Origin of the sequence: Mesorhizobium sp. B2-1-8, assembly GCF_006442545.2 — a bacterium.
Lineage (GTDB): Bacteria > Pseudomonadota > Alphaproteobacteria > Rhizobiales > Rhizobiaceae > Mesorhizobium.
Genome location: NZ_CP083952.1, coordinates 81,310 through 98,698 on the forward strand (window position 1 = coordinate 81,310; position 17,389 = coordinate 98,698).

11 protein-coding genes are annotated in these 17,389 nt (G+C 65.2%); 5 read left to right on the top strand and 6 right to left on the bottom strand.

Annotation, left to right across the window (positions count from 1 at the left end; genetic code table 11):
- Positions 1–53: 53 nt before the first annotated feature.
- The 3 genes from FJ970_RS00420 to FJ970_RS00430 all read left to right on the top strand — a co-directional run bounded on the left by FJ970_RS00420 (position 54) and on the right by FJ970_RS00430 (position 3,201).
- Positions 54–335 carry a GCG_CRPN prefix-to-repeats domain-containing protein gene (locus FJ970_RS00420; protein ID WP_140757936.1) on the top strand — a complete coding sequence of 94 codons (282 nt, stop codon included), beginning with the start codon at positions 54–56 and terminating at the stop codon, positions 333–335.
- 117 nt (positions 336–452) lie between these two features.
- On the top strand, positions 453–1,934 hold the full coding sequence (locus FJ970_RS00425) for a DUF1800 domain-containing protein (RefSeq protein WP_140757937.1): 1,482 nt from the start codon (positions 453–455) through the stop codon (positions 1,932–1,934).
- 28 nt (positions 1,935–1,962) lie between these two features.
- Positions 1,963–3,201 carry a DUF1501 domain-containing protein gene (locus tag FJ970_RS00430; protein WP_140757938.1) on the top strand — a complete coding sequence of 413 codons (1,239 nt, stop codon included), beginning with the start codon at positions 1,963–1,965 and terminating at the stop codon, positions 3,199–3,201.
- Between the two features lie 54 nt (positions 3,202–3,255).
- On the opposite strand, the gene FJ970_RS00435 is transcribed toward FJ970_RS00430, so the two are convergent.
- The 6 genes from FJ970_RS00435 to FJ970_RS00460 all read right to left on the bottom strand — a co-directional run bounded on the left by FJ970_RS00435 (position 3,256) and on the right by FJ970_RS00460 (position 14,037).
- Positions 3,256–6,666 carry an acyl-[ACP]--phospholipid O-acyltransferase gene (locus FJ970_RS00435; protein ID WP_140757939.1) on the bottom strand — a complete coding sequence of 1,137 codons (3,411 nt, stop codon included), beginning with the start codon at positions 6,664–6,666 and terminating at the stop codon, positions 3,256–3,258.
- Between the two features lie 387 nt (positions 6,667–7,053).
- On the bottom strand, positions 7,054–8,634 hold the full coding sequence (locus tag FJ970_RS00440; RefSeq protein WP_140757940.1) for an indolepyruvate oxidoreductase subunit beta family protein: 1,581 nt from the start codon (positions 8,632–8,634) through the stop codon (positions 7,054–7,056).
- The gene (locus FJ970_RS00445; protein ID WP_140757941.1) at positions 8,627–10,780 is read right to left on the bottom strand and encodes an indolepyruvate ferredoxin oxidoreductase subunit alpha; all 2,154 of its coding nucleotides are present in this window, start codon (positions 10,778–10,780) and stop codon (positions 8,627–8,629) included. Before FJ970_RS00445 ends, FJ970_RS00440 begins: the two co-directional genes overlap by 8 nt.
- A gap of 106 nt (positions 10,781–10,886) precedes the next feature.
- Positions 10,887–11,369: a MarR family winged helix-turn-helix transcriptional regulator gene (locus FJ970_RS00450; protein ID WP_140757942.1), complete on the bottom strand. Its 483-nt coding sequence runs from the start codon at positions 11,367–11,369 to the stop codon at positions 10,887–10,889.
- Positions 11,369–12,943: a phytoene desaturase family protein gene (locus FJ970_RS00455; RefSeq protein WP_140757943.1), complete on the bottom strand. Its 1,575-nt coding sequence runs from the start codon at positions 12,941–12,943 to the stop codon at positions 11,369–11,371. The genes FJ970_RS00450 and FJ970_RS00455 overlap by 1 nt, the downstream gene beginning before the upstream one ends.
- A 302-nt stretch (positions 12,944–13,245) precedes the next feature.
- Positions 13,246–14,037: a cyclase family protein gene (locus tag FJ970_RS00460; protein WP_140757944.1), complete on the bottom strand. Its 792-nt coding sequence runs from the start codon at positions 14,035–14,037 to the stop codon at positions 13,246–13,248.
- Between the two features lie 118 nt (positions 14,038–14,155).
- Here FJ970_RS00460 and FJ970_RS00465 point away from each other — a divergent pair, with 118 nt between their 5' ends.
- Together FJ970_RS00465 and FJ970_RS00470 are read left to right on the top strand one after the other, a co-directional pair.
- Positions 14,156–15,730, top strand: a complete 1,575-nt coding sequence (locus FJ970_RS00465) for a phytoene desaturase family protein (RefSeq protein WP_140757945.1) — start codon at positions 14,156–14,158, stop codon at positions 15,728–15,730.
- 103 nt (positions 15,731–15,833) lie between these two features.
- Complete coding sequence (locus FJ970_RS00470; protein WP_140757946.1) at positions 15,834–17,363, top strand: ABC transporter substrate-binding protein; 1,530 nt, start codon at positions 15,834–15,836, stop codon at positions 17,361–17,363.
- Positions 17,364–17,389 lie beyond the last annotated feature (26 nt).

Consider the following 17,389-nt stretch of genomic DNA (forward strand, 5'->3'; position numbering starts at 1 on the left):
GACCAATCGGTACGAACAGGTTTTCATTCTCGGACAACATTCGGAGTAACGTCATGAATCGTCTGACACAATACGCGGCAGCAGCCGTCCTCGCCTTGACCGGAACCGGCGCAACCGTCGCGACGTCCGCCGCCATGCCTATGACGGTGCAACCGGCCGCCCCGGCGCTGATCGAGCATGTGGCCTGGGGCTGCGGGCTCGGCTGGCATCCCAATCACTGGGGGCGCTGCGTTCCCAACCGTGTCGTGGTGTATCCGCGCTACCGCTATTGGCACGGCCCGGCCTATTACGGCTGGCATCCGCACCGCCACTGGCACCGCTGGCATCGCTGGTAGGCGCGTGGGGGGCCGGGCGGCACACGCCGGCCCGGCCGCCTATTCCCAACTTGAGCTGGGAAACAGCCCAGTCGGGCGTCGCGCGCCTCCCGTGATATCCAACCATGGAGAGCTGACATGGCAGCCCCGGCTAAAGGTTCCGCCCTACTGGATCCAGCCCTGATTGCCTTCAATCGCTTCGGGCTCGGGGCCCGGCCTGGCGACCGCGACAGGCTGGCGAACGACCCTCGCGGCTATCTCAAGGCGGAACTGCGACGGCCGGACGTCGCCATGATCTCGCCTGACGATCCGGCCTACACCGATCTCGAGGGAAGCACGTCTGCCATCCAGGCCAGCATGGCGGCAAACCTCCAGCGCAAGCTGGACCGGGAGCGGATGGCGACAGAGCAGCCGGCAACGGGCACGCCAGCCTCGGCCTCGGCTATGCCGCCGCCGGCCGCATCGGGCGTGTCGTCGCCCGCTGCCAAGGCCAAACCCGCCGTGCCGCCTGTCGAGGTCACCTTGTTCCGGGCCGAGGCGCAGGCGCGCTTCGACAAAGCCTTGCGGGCCGAGGCCGGCTTCGTCGAGCGTCTGGTCTATTTTTGGTCGAACCATTTCTGCGTCTCCGTGGCGAAGGGCAACATCGTGCGCGCCAGCGCCGGGGCCTTCGAACGGGAAGCCATCCGGCCCTTCGTGCTCGGGCGTTTCGCCGACATGCTCATGGCGGTGGAGCGGCATCCGGCGATGCTGTTCTATCTCGACAACCAGCACTCTATCGGCCCGAATTCGCGCGCCGGCAAGAACCGCCAGCGCGGCCTCAACGAGAACCTCGCCCGCGAGATCCTGGAACTGCACACGCTCGGTGTCGGCAGCGGCTACAGCCAGGCCGACGTCACCAGCTTCGCGCGCATCCTGACCGGCTGGACGATGGCCGGACGGGAAGGACGGCTGGGCGAACCCGGCAGTTTCGTCTTCAACGCCAATGCGCACGAGCCGGGCGAGGCGGTGCTGCTCGGCAAGACCTATCCGGCCGGCGGCATGGGGCAGGCCGAGGCCGCGCTCGATGACATCGCCCGTCATCCGGCGACCGCGCAACACATCGCGACGCAACTTGCCCGCCATTTCATAGCCGACGATCCGCCGCCGGCGGCGGTCGCCCGTCTCGCCAAGGTGTTCATCAAGAACGACGGCAATCTCAGGGCACTGGCGGCGGCGCTCATCGACCTGCCGGAGGCGTGGTCGACACCATTGGCCAAGATGCGCTCGCCCCTCGACTATGTCACCGCCATCAGGCGGGCGGCCGGCCCGGGACCGAACGATCCCGGCCAGCCGCTCAAATGGCTCAACGCGCTGGGCGAGCCGCTCTGGCGGCCGCCGGGACCGAACGGCTTTTCCGACCAGGCGGACAGCTGGGCATCGGCGGAGGGCATGAAGACACGGCTCGACATCGCCTGGCAGGCTGCCAGGCAAGTGAAAGACATCGGCAATCCCAACGACATGCTCGACGCGGTCATCGGTCCCTCCGCCTCGCCGGAAACGCGCCAGGCGGTCGCCCGCGCCGAGTCCAAGCAGCAAGGCCTGGCGCTGTTGCTGATGGCGCCCGAATTCCAGCGCCGATAGCGCCAGCGCGGACAATGGAGACAATGTCATGAGCCTGCTGTGTGAAACACCTCATCCTTCCCGCCGCGCCGTGCTGATGACCGGCGGCTCGCTGTTCGCCTGGGCCTATCTGCCGCGCTTCGCCCGCGCCGCCGACAATCGCGACCCGCGCCTGATCGTCATCGTACTGCGCGGCGCGCTGGACGGCCTGTCGGCGATCGCTCCGGTCGGCGATCCCGACTATGCCGGCCTGCATGGTGACATCGCGCTATCGCTTTCCGGCCCGCATGCGGCGCTGCCGCTCGATGGTTTCTTCGCGGTCAATCCGGCGATGCCGGAGTTCGCGCGCCTGTTCAAGGCGAACCAGGCGGCGGTCGTGCATGCGGCGGCGACCGGCTATCGCGAGCGCTCGCATTTCGACGGACAGGATGTGCTGGAAAGCGGCTTTGCCGGTCCCGGCCATGTCGCTACCGGCTGGCTCAACCGGGCGCTCGAGAACCTGCCGGCGGGCGACCGCGTGGCGACGCTTGGCGGCCTGGCCGTCGGGCCGTCGACGCCGCTGGTGATCCGTGGCGCTGCACCAGTACTCGGCTGGGCGCCGCAATCGCTACCGGCGCCCGCCGGCGACCTCGCGACGCGTGTTCTCGATCTCTACCAGCACCGCGACCCGGTTCTGGCGGTGGCGCTGCAAAAGGGCCTCGACGCCGACCGCATGGCGCTCGACGACCAGATCGGCTCCAAGGCGATGAAGCCTAGAGGCGGCCTCGACAGCGCCGCCGGTATGCGGCAGGCCGCGCAAGGTGCCGCCAGGCTGATCGCGGCCGATGACGGGCCGCGCGTCGCGGCACTGGCCTTCGACGGCTGGGACACGCATGTCAACGAAGGCGGCGCGACCGGCCGGCTCGCCACTTTGCTCGGCGGCCTCGACGGTGCCTTCGAGGAATTCGAAAAAGGTCTCGGCGAGCGCTGGAAGGATACGGCGATCGTCGCCATCACCGAATTCGGCCGCACGGCGCGGATCAACGGCACGGTCGGCACCGATCACGGCACCGGCACCGTGGTGCTGCTCGCCGGCGGCGCGATCAAGGGCGGCCGCGTCATCGCCGACTGGCCGGGGCTGAAGCCGGCGCAACTTTACCAGCAGCGCGACCTTGCGCCGACCAGCGATGTCAGGGCGGTGCTGAAAGGCCTGCTCGCCGACCAGTTCGGACTTTCGGCCGCCGTGCTCGGCGAGAAAGTGTTTCCGGACTCGGGTGCGGTGAAGCCGATGATGAACCTGATCGCCTGAGGCTCTGGCAACGCCGCGTTTCCTGACGCGGCGTCGCCTCGCTCTTGTCGGTGATCAGGCGGCCTCGACCTTGGCGGGCGCGAAGTCTTCGCCGCGCACCAGCTTGGTCACGCCGACGAAGTCGATCTTGCCCGAGCCAAGCACCGGCACATGCGACACGACTCGCACTTCGGCCGGCACCATCAGGTCCATGGCGCCGTTCGCCTTGGCGAAGGCCAGAAACTCGGCGCGCGTCGCCCTTTCGGCTTCGGTGACGAGCACCAGCTTTTCGCCCTTGCGCGGATCCGGCACGGTCGCGACCGCCGAGAGCGAACCTTTCCATAGCTCGCCCGCCATCGCCTCGACGGCAGCCAGCGAAATCATCTCGCCGCCGATCTTGGCGAAGCGCTTGGCGCGGCCACGGATGCTGACGAAACCGGCCTCGTCGATGCTGACGATGTCGCCGGTGTCGTGCCAGCCATCATGCAGCGGTTCGAGCACACCAGGCTTTTCGGCCCTGAGATAGCCCGCCATGACGTTGGGGCCGCGCACGAACAACCGTCCGCCACCTTCGACGCCGATCACCGGTTCCAGGCGGCATTCCATGCCGGGCATGATTTTTCCGACCGTGCCTGATTTGTTGTACATCGGCGTGTTGATGGAGATGACCGGCGCCGTCTCGGTAACGCCGTAGCCTTCGAGAATGCGCAGGCCGAACTTCTCCATATAGGTTTCGCGGGTCGAGGCCTTGACCGGCTCCGCACCGGAAAAGCAATAGCGCACCGAGCGGAAATCATAGGGATGCGCCGTGCGCGCATAGCCGTTGAGGAAGGTGTCGGTGCCGAAGATGATCGTCGCGTTCGAGGCATAGACCAGTTCCGGCACAATGCGGTAGTGCAGCGGCGACGGATAGAAATAGACGGGGACGCCCGACACCAGCGGCAGCACCGTGCCCGCCGTCAACCCGAAGGAATGGAAGATCGGCAGCACGTTGAACACCTTGTCGCCCGAATGGAAATCGATGCGCGAGGCGGCCTGCGCGGCATTGGCCAGGATGTTGCGGTGGGTAAGCACCACGCCCTTCGGCGTGCCTTCGGAGCCCGAGGTGAACAGGATCACGGCCGGGTCGGTGGCCTTGCGGGCAACCCTGGGCGTGCTCTTGCGCAACAGGCCAAGCAGCTTATCCTTGAGGCCGATGGTTGCACGCAGATCATCGAGCCAGACGATGTTCACCGACCGGCCGACCTCCTCGACCGTCGCGCCGAGCTTGGCCTGCTCGACAAAAGCCCGAGAGGTCAGAATGGTGGTTACCTGCGCCGCCTTGCAGGCGGACAGGATGTTGGCGGCACCGGCTGTGAAGTTGATCATCGCCGGGACCTTGCCGGCCGACATGACGCCGAGCAGCGCAGCACAGGCGCCATTGGCGTTGGGCAGCATGATGCCGAGCGTGTCCTGTCCGGCATAGAGCGTTTCGAACTTCTCGCCGAGCACGGCGACACCAGTGAGCAGCTTGCCGTAGCTCAGCGAACCGGCGACCGGATCCTGCACGGCGAGTTGCTTCATGCCGCGCTCGGTCGCCGTCTCGATGATCCTTTCGAGCACGGTCTTGTCGATATGCTGGGTGCGGAAGACGAGGTCGGACATCACCTGGTAGAGTGCGGCACCGGCGGCGGCCCGGCGCTTGCGGCCTTTCAGCTCGTCGTCGACCTTGAGCTTGACCGGCGGCAATATGGTCACCCTGACCTTCGGGAACAGGCGGTGGCGGACATGCTGCGCCGTCAGCCGCGAGAAGGGGCTTTTCTCCAGCCCCTCGATACGGATCGGCACCACCATCGAGCCGGTCTTGTCGGCCACCATGGCGGCGCCGTCATAGACCTTCATCAGCCCGCCGGTGACGGTGATGCGGCCCTCCGGGAAGATGACCAGCGGGTCGCCGTTCTGCACGATCTTGATCAGCGTGCGCGTCGACATCGGCTTGGCCGGATTGAGCGGCAGGGCTCGGGTCAGTTTGAGGAACGGCTTCATCCACCAGGCCCGCGCGATCGTGTAGTCGATGGCGAAGACCGGCTCTTCATCGGTCAGCGTCAGCGCCAGCGGACCGTCGAGGAAGCTGACATGGTTGAGCGCCAGGATCGGTGCCGGGCCCGCGGCCTTGAGGTTCTCCAACCCTTCCACTTCGAGCCTATGGAAGGCGCGGAAGAGAATGGAGACGAAGTCGCGGAAGGCGTTGGTCGGCAGATATTTCAACATCAGCCAGGCGGCCACGGCATTGAAGGCGGCAAGCCCGAACAGCACGCTGGCAATGGAGACGCCGGCGGCCTGAATGGCGGCGACGAGGATGCCGCCCAGCGTCATGAAGCCGGCGTTGACGATGCTGACAGCGGCGACGACGCGGGCGCGGCGCGCCTCGGGCGACCAGGCCTGCACGGCAGCGAAGGTCGGCACCACCAGGAAGGCGCTGGAAATGGCCATGCCGGCAAGGTCGATCGCAACACGGATCGTGTTCGGCCCGGCGAAGAAGAGGCCAAGGGTTTCGGCCTTGGGCGAAGGCTGCATGCTCCAGATCGTCCAGGCAAGGTGCAAGCCGAACAGCGCCAGCAGCGCCGTGCCGACCGGCGCCGGAAGCAGCACCATGCGGCCCTGCGACATCCAGGCGGCGATCGCCGAGCCGATGGCGATGGAGACGGCGAACACCGCGAGATAGGCGGTGACCGCGATCTCGTTGCCGCCGAGCTGATCCTTGATCAGCGTCGGCAGGATCGAAAGCACGATGGCGCCGATCAGCCAGAACCACGAGGTCATCAATCCGGCGCGCCAGATGCGCGTGTCGGTGCGCAATTCGCTGACCTGCCGCCATGTCGAGCGGAAGATGTTCCAGTCGATGACAAGGTTCGGCGCGGCCGAGCCGGTCGAAGGGATGGAACGGCTGACGACCCAGCAGCCGACCGCCAGGATCATCATCATCGGGCCGAAGACGGCGACACCAATGCCGTCGGCGGAGACGATGCCGCCCACGATCGTGCCGCCGAGGATGGCGGCGAAGGTCGCCGACTCGATCCAGGCGTTGGCGCGGGGCAACTCCTGGCGTTCGAGATGATCGGGCAGGATGCCGTATTTGATCGGCCCAAACAGTGCTGAGATGACGCCGAACATCAACAGCGCCGTCATCAGCACGGGAATGGAGGACAGCGCGATGCCGACGACCGCGACGGCGGCGGCGCCGATCTCCGCAAATTTCAGCCGGCGGGCGATGAGCGCCTTGTCGAAGCGGTCGGCAATCTCGCCGCCCAGCGCCGACAGGAGCAGGAACGGAGCCATGAACACGGCGCCGGCCAAAGTGACCAGCGAGGCCGCCTGATCGGCGGCAAGTGTGAAGAGGATCAGGAACACCAGCGTGTTCTTGAGGAAATTCTCGTTGAAGGCGGACAGGAACTGCGTCCAGAAAAGCGGCGCGAAGCGCCGCGAAAGCATGAGATGCGTGTTCATGGCGATTTCCCATTTGGCGGAACCACGCGGCGATGCTCCGGTGATCCCCGCGGGTTCATGCGCTGTTTCAATCGTTGTAATAGCGTGAGCTGGTTAAACTTCTTACCGGTCAGATCTTCCCCGGGATCGCAGGCCCAGGCTCGTTCCGGCCAGCGACCCTGCCCCGCGTCAACGTGGAGTTGTTCAACATTTCCGCTTCTCCCTATGAACAATGTTCATGGTGCCAACGTACCACAATGTGAACAGTGTTCAAGAGAAAAATGAACGACGTTCACGAAGAGCGGATTGATCGGAGAGAAGATGCAACGGTGGCGGCCAGCCGTGTTGCCGTGGCTAGAGTCACGGAGGCGATTGGCGGCGCAATCGGCGGAGGCCGCCCGTTGAAACTCAGATGACTGAAGATGATCCCAGCGTTGCCACGGTCTTCAGCGCGCCATCGAGCATGTCGCCCTTCTCGTCCTTCAGCGCCGCCTCGCGCAGGCGGCGGATCCAGTCGGCGGCGTCGTCGCGGCCCTTGAGCAGGTCGAGAGATGAGAGTACCCGGTCGAACTTCGACTGGGCGCGGACATGGGTGTCGCTGTAGCCCTTGATCAGCCGGCGGCAGTTGAGGATTTCGACGGCCAGCGCATAGTCTGAGGGTACGTAGCCAAGCGCCAGCGTATACCAACGTTCCAGATGCGCCGTCTCGACTTGGTGGCGCAGCAGGCGGCGACGCCAGCGGCGCAGGCCGCCGATGAACCACAGGGCGGCAAAGCCGGCAAAGCTGTCGGTGCGGATGCGGCGGCCACGGTTGATGCGGCGGTCGAGGAAGCCAGCGAGTTTGGGCCGGTTCTCGATGTAGCTGCCCAGCCCCGCCGGCAGCGTGCCGCAGAACTCCTCGATGCGCGGATGAAAGTATTCGGTCACTTGCAGGACCGAACCGTCCTTGACGCCAACCTCCTTGCGGACCCGCCTGTCGCGGGTCGAACGCGTCTTCAGATCGGCGACGCGGATCATGTCGTCGTAGCACATGGCATTGGCCAGATGCTTGGCGGCGGCGATGGACAGCGCATGGGCGTGGCCGGCGCTGTCCAGCGCGACGGCCTTGTCCAGCCGGTCGAGATATTCGCGCCCATAGGCGATGTCCTGATAGTCGACGACCTTTTTCAAGCCGCGAAGCGCCATGTCGCGCACCGCCACCGGCATCTGGTCGATGCGAGCGGCCAGCGCCTGCCATCCCTGCAACAGGTTTTGTGGACCGCTCACGCGCCCGGGACCCAGGGCGGATTCGGCAATCGCCGGCTCCGCCGGCTTTGACGAAGGTGTTGCCGCCATGCCGCGCGCGCGATCGAACGCGGCGCCGAAGGCGGCGAGGCTGGCCTTGACGCCACGGCCGCCGGTGCCGATCGCCTGCTCATAACTTTCACGGGTGAACGGCAGTGCGTCGGAGCCGGCCAGCGCGCCAAGCAGGCTTGCAGAGATCATCGAGCCATTGTCGGCGGCGATCTTCTCCATGTCGAAGGCGATGAAGCGCTTCGACGCGGCTTCCGCCGTGGCTTGGACCTTGGACGACGAAGCGCGGCCGTCGCCCGGTTCAATCTTTTCCGAGACGGCGGCGATGCGGTGCGAGGAAGCGATCAGCGTGGTGCGGTTGGGGGTGACGAAGCCCCTGATGATGGCACGGCCGGCTTCCATCAATTCGGCGGCGATCAATATGTCGACATCGCCCTGCGAGGGCGACAGGGCGAAGACCGGCAGGCGGCCCGTGTCGCGGGCCATTTCGATATAATAGATGGTGGCGCCGGTGCGCTGGGCGACGCCGGCGACCGACGTCGATTGCGCGACATAGCCATTGCGCTCGGCGACATCGGTGATCCAGTCGGCGAGCACGCCGCCGCCCTGGCCGCCAACCGCCAGCACGGCTAGCTTGATGACCGGCTCATCGGCAGCACCGGACCTGGGACGCAGGGAGGGAACAGGCTCAAGCATCGGCGAATGTCAGGCGCCGGCTTTCGCGCCGCCTCTGCAGGACGCCGATCGTCGCGCGGCGCGTGGCTTCGAGGAAACGATCCCAGCGGCTTGGATTGTGTACGACATCGGCGCGGTAGAAGGACGGGCAGAGCACAGCCGCGTCCGCCACCTCGCCGCAATTGCCGCAGCCGACGCAGTTCTGATCGATCGATGCGACCGGATCGTCGCGCAGCGGATCGTCCAGCGACTTCACCGACAGCGACGGACAGCCGGAGAGCCGCATGCAGGCATGGTCGCCGGTGCAGATGTCCTCGTCGACGCCGAATTTCGGCTTGACGACACGCTCGCCGCCTTTGATCGCCTTGTCGACCAGCGGCTTTTCGCGGCGCTGGCGGTTGAGCATGCATTCCGACGAAGCGACGATGACTTTTGGCCCCTTTTCGTCCGTCGTCAGCGCCTCGCGCAAGGTGTCCTGCATCTTGCCGACATCGTAGGTGCGGTCGACGTGGCGCAGCCATTTGACGCCCATGCCTTTCACCGCCTCGGTGATCGGATGCTTGGTCGACTTCGTCTTGTTGCCGGCGCGCGACGACAGGATGTCCTGCCCCCCAGTGGCCGCGGAGTAAAAATTGTCGACGATGACGATGACGCCGTCATTCTTGTTGAACACCGCATTGCCGATCGAGGAGGTCAGGCCGTTGTGCCAGAAGCCGCCGTCGCCGACGAAGGAGATCGAGCGGCGCTTGGCGTCGGGCGAATTGAACGCCGAGGCCGAGGCCGGACCCAGCCCGTAGCCCATGGTTGTAGCGCCGAGTTCGAAAGGCGGCATGATCGAGAACAGATGGCAGCCGATGTCGGAGGCGATGTGGTGCTTGCCGAGCTCCTGCTCGACCAGCTTGGTCGCAGCAAAGATCGGCCGTTCCGGGCAGCCTATGCAAAAGCCGGGCGGGCGGCCCGGCACGACGTTGATCAGATCAGCCGTGTCGACGCCGTCGCCGATCTTGTTGGGCGCGCGCACTTCGCCCGGCAACAGATGCGGTGCCTCGGCGCGCAGGAAGGCGCCGATGCCGTCGAGCATGACCTGGCCGGTATATTCGCCGGCCATCGGCAGATGCTCCTTGCCGACCAGCCTGGTGCCGCGCCCCGCCTTGTGCATCATCGCGGCAAAGGCCTGTTCGATGTAGTTGGGCTGGCCTTCCTCGACCACCAGCACCGCCTGCTTGCCTTCGCAGAAAGACAGGAATTCGTCGTCGATCAGGGGATAGACGGCGTTGAGCACGTAGAGCGGCACATCGGTGTCGCCATAGGTGTCGGCAAGGCCGAGCCGCTGCAGCGCGCGGATGACCGAATTATACATGCCGCCCTGCATGACGATGCCGACCGAGCCGTGGTCCGAGCCGAAGAACTCGTTGATCTTGTTCCTGGTGATGAAATCCACCGCTGCCGGCCAGCGCTTCGCCACCTTCTCCTTCTCGTGCAGGAAGGAGGCGGGCGGCAGCACGATGCGGCCGGTGTCGCGGCGCGGTGCGTCCAGCGCATCGGCGACCGTCATCGGCGGGCGCTTGTTGTCCTTGGCGATGAAATGGCCATGCACATGGCAGCAGCGGATGCGCACCTGCAGCATGACCGGCGTGTTGGAGATTTCCGACAGCTCGAAACCATCCTCCACCGCCTTGACGATCGACGGCAGGTTCGGACGCGGGTCGAGCAGCCAGACCTGGCTCTTCATGGCGAAGGCATGGCTGCGCTCCTGCATGATCGAGGAGCCCTCGCCATAATCCTCGCCGACGATGATCAGCGCGCCGCCGGTGACGCCGCCGGAGGCGAGATTGGCCAGCGCGTCTGAAGCGACGTTGGTGCCGACCGTCGACTTGAAGGTCGCGGCACCACGGATCGGGTAGTGCACCGAGGCGGCGAGCATGGCGGTGGCGGTGGCTTCCGAGGCGCTGGCCTCGAAATGCACGCCGAGCTCGCCCAGAATGTCCTGCGCGTCGGCCAGCACGTCCATCAGATGGCTGATCGGCGCGCCCTGGTAGCCGCCGACATAGCCGACGCCGCATTGCAGCAGCGCCTTGGTGATGGCGAGGATGCCCTCGCCGGCAAATTCCTCGCCGGCGCCGAGCCTGAGTTTTTCGACTTCCTTGGCAAAAGACCGTTCGGCCATCTCTGCCTCCTTCCGTTGCCGCCGACAGCCGGCGGCGCGTGCGTTCTAGAATCCTTGTTTATGCATGTCGTTCCCCAGAACCGGGTCCACTTTTGGGCGACATGCATTAGATGTCGTGCTTGCGAATGTTCTTCAGCATCTTCAAAAGCGTGGCGATAAGCGCTGCATATTCCGCGTCGTCGATATCGTCGAACATAGCCTCGAAGGCGTCGTGCATGGCCGGCCAGGCGCGGGTGAACTCGGCGCGGCCTTCGTCGGTCAGGAACACGTGGCGGATGCGGCTGTCGGTGACACCTTGCTCACGCCGCACGAACCCTTGCCCCTCCAGCGTGTCCAGCGTGCGGCTCAAGGTCGACTGCTCGATGACAGTATAGACCGAGAGGTCGTTGACGGTGACGCCGTCGGTGACCGACAGCACGGCCAGCGTGCGCACCTGCGAAATCGTCAGGCCCTGCTTGCGGAAATCTTCACGCAAGGTGGCGTTGTAGCGGCCCATGATGCGGTTCATCAGATAGGGCGCGAATTGCTGCAGGCCGATCTGACCGAGGGTCGAAATGCGTTGGCGTTTTTCGGCGACCTTCTGTTCCATCACAGTTTCCCCGCCAGCAGGAAACCGGAGCCGCCGCCAAGGCCAGCACCGGGATGGGTCGAGGCACCGATATGGTAGAGGTTCTTGATGCCGGTCTGGTGGTTGCGGCTGGTCTTGAACGGCCGCCACAGGAAGGACTGGTCAATGGTCGAGGAGCCGCCGTAGGGATCGCCGCCGACCAGGTTGACGTTCATCGCCTCGAGATCGGCCGGCGAATAGGCGCGGCGCGCGATGATGCTGTCCTTGAAGCCGTCGATATGGCTGGCGAGGATCGCTTCGGCACGGTCGGCATAGGCTTCGCGCAGCGCCTCGGTCCATTGACCGTCAGCCGGCGCCTGCAGCTTGCCGGCAGCGTCGCCCTTGATGTGGCGCGGCGCCTCGGGCAATTGCAGCCACAGGATCGCCTTGCCTTCCGGGCAGCGCGACGGGTCGAGCGCATGCGGCTGGCCGACACAGATGGTCGGCACGTCAGGCAGCATGCCGCGCGCCGCCTCGTTGCAGGCTTTCGAGACGCCATCCAGGCCAGGCGTCAGATGCAGCAGCGCCACCTTGTCGAGGCCCTCGCCGCCGCGCCAGGCCGGCGGCTTGTCGAGGGCGTAGTGGATCTGGAAGTTGCCTTTGCCATAGCGGTACTTCCGCGTCGCTTCGACATCGTCCTTCGGAGCGTCCTTGCCGAGCAGGCGACCATAAAGCTGCGTCGGCGTGACCGAGCAGATGACGCTCTTGGTGGCGTGAACGGTTTCGCCCGAGGCCAGCCGTACGCCTGTGGCGCGACCTCCGGTCAGGAGGATGGAGGCAACGTCCGCTTCGGTGGAAATGACGCCGCCACGCTCCTTGATGAGCGCCTCGAAAGCCGACAGCAGGTTCTTCGCGCCGCCCTTGACGATCGGCGCGCCGGCAGCCTCCAGCGCGAAGGCGATCACCTTGGCGATCTGGCCGGAAAAGCCGTCTTCCGGGCCAAGCCCGGCATGCAGCACCCACGGCGCCCAGAGCGCGCGGACGGTCTCGGACTGATAAGCGCTTTCCAGCCAGCCGCGCGCCGACACAAGGGCGTCACCGAGAAAGGCGGCAAGCCCGCGCGGACCACGCCGCCAGGCGTCGCCGGCCAGCAGCTTGGCCGTCGGATAGGACCACAGACTGCCGCTGAGCAAGCCGAACAGCAGGCCGGCATTGCGCTCGATGCCGCCGACATCTTCCGCATGGCGGTCACCGTCGCCGGCCGCGATCGCGTTGAACGCAGCGATGTTGGCGGCGCGGTCGGTGGTGAGCACCGCGTGGCTGCCATCCGGCCGCAGCACGCCCGTTGGCGTGCCGGTGTGGCAGAATTCCAGCCCGTGCCGGGCGAGGTCGGCGCCCAGTGCCGCGAAGGCCGGCGAGGTGATGAACAGCACGAAGGTCGTCGCCATCACGTCGTGGATGAAGCCGGGCGCGGTGATCTCCTCGGTGCGCATGCAGCCGCCGATACGGTCATTGCGCTCCAGCACGAGCACCCTGGCGCCATTACCGCCAAGCATCGCCGCGCAAACCAGCCCATTGATGCCGCTGCCGACGATGATGTGATCGGGGGCGTTCATTGATGATTCCCCGGGGCCAGCAGGTAGGCATGCGAGGTCAGCCCTCTACGGCGCCCCCCTCTGTCCTGCCGGACATCTCCCCCACGAGGGGGGAGATCGGCTGTCATCGTTGCCTTCGCCAATTTCCAACGTTGCAAGAACGAGCGGGGCGCCAAAGCTGCCAATCTCCCCCCTCGTGGGGGAGATGTCCGGCAGGACAGAGGGGGGCGCCGTAGAGCGACGGCCTTGCCAGGCTGCCCCTTCCCACCCATCACTACAACATCTGCTGCAACCATGATCTTCTCCCGAAGACCGCCCTCGCCCTATTTCCCCGGCACCAGCGCCAGTGCGCGGATCGGGCTGCCCGTGCCGTGCTCGATCTTGAGCGGTGCGGCGATCAGGATCGCGCCTTTCGGCGGCAGCTGGTCGAGATTGCAGAGGCTGGCCAGGCCATAGCGGTTGGCCTTGTGCATCAGCGTGTGCGCCGGGAATGGCGGCTCCATGCCGCCGGCCTTGCCGGCATCGGTGCCGATGGTCTCCGAGCCCCAGCCCTTGATATTCTTGCTGATCAGGAACTGGATGGCTTCAGCCGTCGGGCCGGGCGTGTGCGGGCCGGTCTCGTTGGCGTTGAGGAACTCGGCTTCCGAGCCGTTGCGCTTGTACCAGTCGGTGCGCATCACCACCCACTCGCCGGCATTGATGGCGCCATGCTTGGCTTCCCAGGCCTTGATGTGGTCGACGGTGAGCAGGAAATCAGGGTCGGCGGCGGCCTCTTTCGAACAGTCGATGACATTGACCGGACCGATGAAATTCTGCGCTGGAATGGTGTCGGTGGCGCCGTCCGGATAGTCCTTACCGCTGATCCAATGCTGCGGCGCGTCGAAATGCGTGCCGGAATGCTCGCCGAGTTTCAGCCAGTTCCACGCCCACCACGGACCGTTCTTGTCGTAGCGGGAGATCGAGTGGATCTCGATCTTCGGCGTGTCGACCGCGAGCTCCGGCGGCAGCTTGATCAGCGGCGTGTCCGGTCCAAGCGGCGCCGTCAGGTCGACCACCTTGATGGCGCCGGAAAGGAGCTGGCCGGCGACTTCGCCGAGAAGTTTTTGGGTGTCCATGGTCTCTGTTCCCTCTTGTCTGACATGATCAAGGCTCGTCTCGGCCCTTAATATCCTACTAGACGAAAACATATGCATCTGCAATTATCTTTAAGCATAAAGGAAATGGGAACGGGGCGTGAGCGAGTTCGACGCCATCTTTGTCGGGGCGGGCCACAACACTCTGGCATGCGCTGCGCATCTGGCGCTCAAGGGCTGGAAAACCGGGGTTTTCGAGCGCAGCGCAACAATCGGCGGCGCCGTCCAGACCCGCGAATTCACCCTCCCCGGCTTCCGCCACGACTTCGGCGCGATGAATCTGAGCCTGTTCGCCGGCTCCGCCTTCCACCGGAAATATGCAAATGAATTGAAAGCGCAGGGGCTGGAATTCGCGCCGGTCGCCGACTGTTTCGCCAGCGCGTTCCCGGATGGACGCTGGTTCGGCGTCAGCAACGATCTGGAAAAGACCGCCAGCCGGATGGCCGCGTTTTCAGCCGCCGATGCCGCAACATGGCGCAAGCTGGTCACCGCCTTCCCCACCGAAGCCGAACATTTGTTCAAGCTGCTGGGCTCGCCAATGAGCGCCCGGGCGCTTGCGGCAACCGCATGGAACCTGTGGCGCAAGAAGGGTGTTTCCGGCGCGCTCGACACCGGCCGGTTGCTGTTGTCTTCGCCGCGTGCCTGGCTGGAGGAGACTTTCGAGTCTCCACACATCGGGGCGACGCTCGCAACCTGGGGCATGCATCTCGACTTCGCGCCCGACATCGCCGGCGGTGCCGTGTTTCCCTATCTGGAATCGATGGCCAACCAGAGTTTCGGCATGGTGCTGGGCAAGGGTGGCGCCGACACGATCATCCGTGCGCTGGCCGGCATGGTGACGTCGGCCGGCGGCAAGATCGTCACCAGCGCCGATGTCGCCGAGATCAAGGTCTCCGGCGGCAAAGCGACAGGCGTACGGCTTGCCTCCGGCGAGACGCATACGGCCACCAGGGCGGTCATTGCAGGCGTCGCGCCCAAGGCGCTGACCGGCAAGTTGCTGCCCGGAGGTTCCGGCGACACCCGCTTCGACACGGCGATGCAAAAATTCAGGCATGCGCCGGGCACGATGATGATCCACCTGGCGCTGGACGATTTGCCGGACTGGCGCGTCGGGGCAGAGTTGCGCCAGTTCGCCTATGTGCATCTGGCGCCATCGCTCGACCAGATGTCGCGCACCTATCAGCAGGCGATGGCAGGTATGTTGCCGGACGAACCGGTGCTGGTCGTCGGCCAGCCGACCGCGGTCGATCCGTCGCGAGCGCCTGCGGGCAAGCATGTTCTGTGGGTGCAGGTGCGCATGCTACCCGCCGAAATCCTTGGCGATGCAACAGGCAAGATCGCGCCAGCGCATTGGGACGAGGTCAAGGAGGTCTATGCCGACCGCGTGCTCGACATCATCGAAACCTACGCGCCCGGCCTGCGCGCAAAAATCCTCGGCCGCGCGGTGTTTTCGCCCATCGATCTCGAGCGCGAGAACCCGAACCTCGTCGGCGGCGACCAGGTCTGCGGCAGCCATCACCTGGCGCAGAACTTCCTGTTCCGCCCGGCGCGCGGCTATGCCGGCTGGAACACGCCGCTGACCAATCTGCATCTCACCGGCGCCGCGACATGGCCCGGTGCCGGCACCGGTGCCGCCTCGGGCTTCATGCTCGCGCAACAACTCGGCGGGAGGTAGGCGAGACGATTTCATGAGGGCGACGAGAGGCAAGGCGCTGCTGCCGACGAAGCCTGAACCGGACGAAGCCGCGCGAAGACAATAACCAACAAGGGGAACGACCATGACAATCAACAGACGCGAATTGCTGGGGTACAGTGCCGCGGCACTTGGCGTGGCCGCCGTCGGCCTGCCGAAGATCGCCCAAGCTGCCGCCGGCGAACTGACCATCGCCTACAACGTCAACCTGCCGTCCTGGGATCCGACCACCGGGCCGTCGGCCGTCAACCCGACAATCCAGGGTCTCTACCAGTCGGTGTTCGACCAGTTCATCCCGCAGAAGCCGGACCTGTCCTTCGCGCCTGGCCTGCTCACCGAATGGGGCTGGAACGACGACCGCACCAAGATCATGATGACGGTGCGCGAAGGCGTGAAATGGCATGACGGTTCGCCGTTCACGCCGGAAGACGTCGTCTGGTCGCTGCAGCGGGCGGGCGACGAAAAGACCGGCAACCCGATCCAGTTCGTCTGGAAGAACGTCAGCAATTTCAAGATCGACGGCAACAAGATCACTGGCGACGTCGTGCAGTTCGACCCGGTCTATTTCAAATGGATGTCGTTCCTGACCGGCTACATCATGCCGAAGGCTTATTACGAGAAGGTCGGCGCCGAAGGTTTCGAGAAGGCGCCGATCGGAACCGGCCCGTACATGGTCGAGAAGTTCGAGCGCAATGCCTTCCTGCGTCTGAAGGCCAATCCCAACTATTGGGGCGGCAAGCCGGCCTTCGAGAATGTGACGATCAAGTTCGTCACCGATGCGGCAAGCCGCGTCGCCGAGATCGAATCCGGATCCTCGCAGGTGACGCTCGAAATCCCCTATGAGGAATACGACCGGCTGATCGCCAAGGACGGGCTTGCCGGCTCGATCAAGAACGTTTCCGACATCGGCATGATCTTCTTCAACAACAAGGATGCCATGCTCGACAAGAACGTCCGCCAAGCAGCCGTGATGGCTGTCGACAAGGAGCTTTTGGTCAAGCGGCTGCTGCGCGGCTACGGCCAGCCGATCGACACGCTGGAGACACCGGAATACGCGGCCTACGACGCTTCGATCAAGGTCGAGCACAATCCTGAGAAGGCCAAGGAATTGCTCGCCGCTTCTGGCTATTCGCAAGAGAAGCCCGCCAAGATCACCGTCCAGACGACCAAGGGCTTCAAGCCCAAGGACTATGAGATGGTGCAGGCCATCGTCGGCATGTGGCGCAAGGTCGGCATCGAGGCAACGATCGAGGTCTACGAGATCGCCAAGCACTACGAGCTGCGGGCCGCGCACAAGCTGGCGCCGGCGGCCTTCTACAACTGGGGCAACGCCATCGGCGATCCGACCACGTCGACCGGTTTCGCCATGTTCGGACCCTCGCCGCATTCGTCATGGAAGACCGACGACCTCGACGCCAAGATCGGCCCGCTCTGGGGCGAGAAGGACGAGGCCAAGCGCATCGCCGGCTGGAAGGCGGTCGATAAATACATCGCCGAGCAGGCCTATGTGCTGCCGCTGATGCAGTACGCGCAGCCGATCGTGCATGCCAAGGGCGTCAACGTGGTGCAGCATATTTCCGGCGCGCTGCTGCCGGCCCTGATGACCCCGGCCTGATATCGGCCCGGAATTGCCGCGCGCCG

Coding starts and splice junctions, on each gene's coding strand:
- FJ970_RS00445 (WP_140757941.1), bottom strand. CDS start 10,780: ATGGCCGAACGGTCTTTTGCCAAGGAAGTCGAAAAACTCAGGCTCGGC.
- FJ970_RS00435 (WP_140757939.1), bottom strand. CDS start 6,666: ATGAACACGCATCTCATGCTTTCGCGGCGCTTCGCGCCGCTTTTCTGG.
- FJ970_RS00430 (WP_140757938.1), top strand. CDS start 1,963: ATGAGCCTGCTGTGTGAAACACCTCATCCTTCCCGCCGCGCCGTGCTG.
- FJ970_RS00420 (WP_140757936.1), top strand. CDS start 54: ATGAATCGTCTGACACAATACGCGGCAGCAGCCGTCCTCGCCTTGACC.
- FJ970_RS00425 (WP_140757937.1), top strand. CDS start 453: ATGGCAGCCCCGGCTAAAGGTTCCGCCCTACTGGATCCAGCCCTGATT.
- FJ970_RS00440 (WP_140757940.1), bottom strand. CDS start 8,634: ATGCTTGAGCCTGTTCCCTCCCTGCGTCCCAGGTCCGGTGCTGCCGAT.
- FJ970_RS00460 (WP_140757944.1), bottom strand. CDS start 14,037: ATGGACACCCAAAAACTTCTCGGCGAAGTCGCCGGCCAGCTCCTTTCC.
- FJ970_RS00450 (WP_140757942.1), bottom strand. CDS start 11,369: ATGGAACAGAAGGTCGCCGAAAAACGCCAACGCATTTCGACCCTCGGT.
- FJ970_RS00470 (WP_140757946.1), top strand. CDS start 15,834: ATGACAATCAACAGACGCGAATTGCTGGGGTACAGTGCCGCGGCACTT.
- FJ970_RS00455 (WP_140757943.1), bottom strand. CDS start 12,943: ATGAACGCCCCCGATCACATCATCGTCGGCAGCGGCATCAATGGGCTG.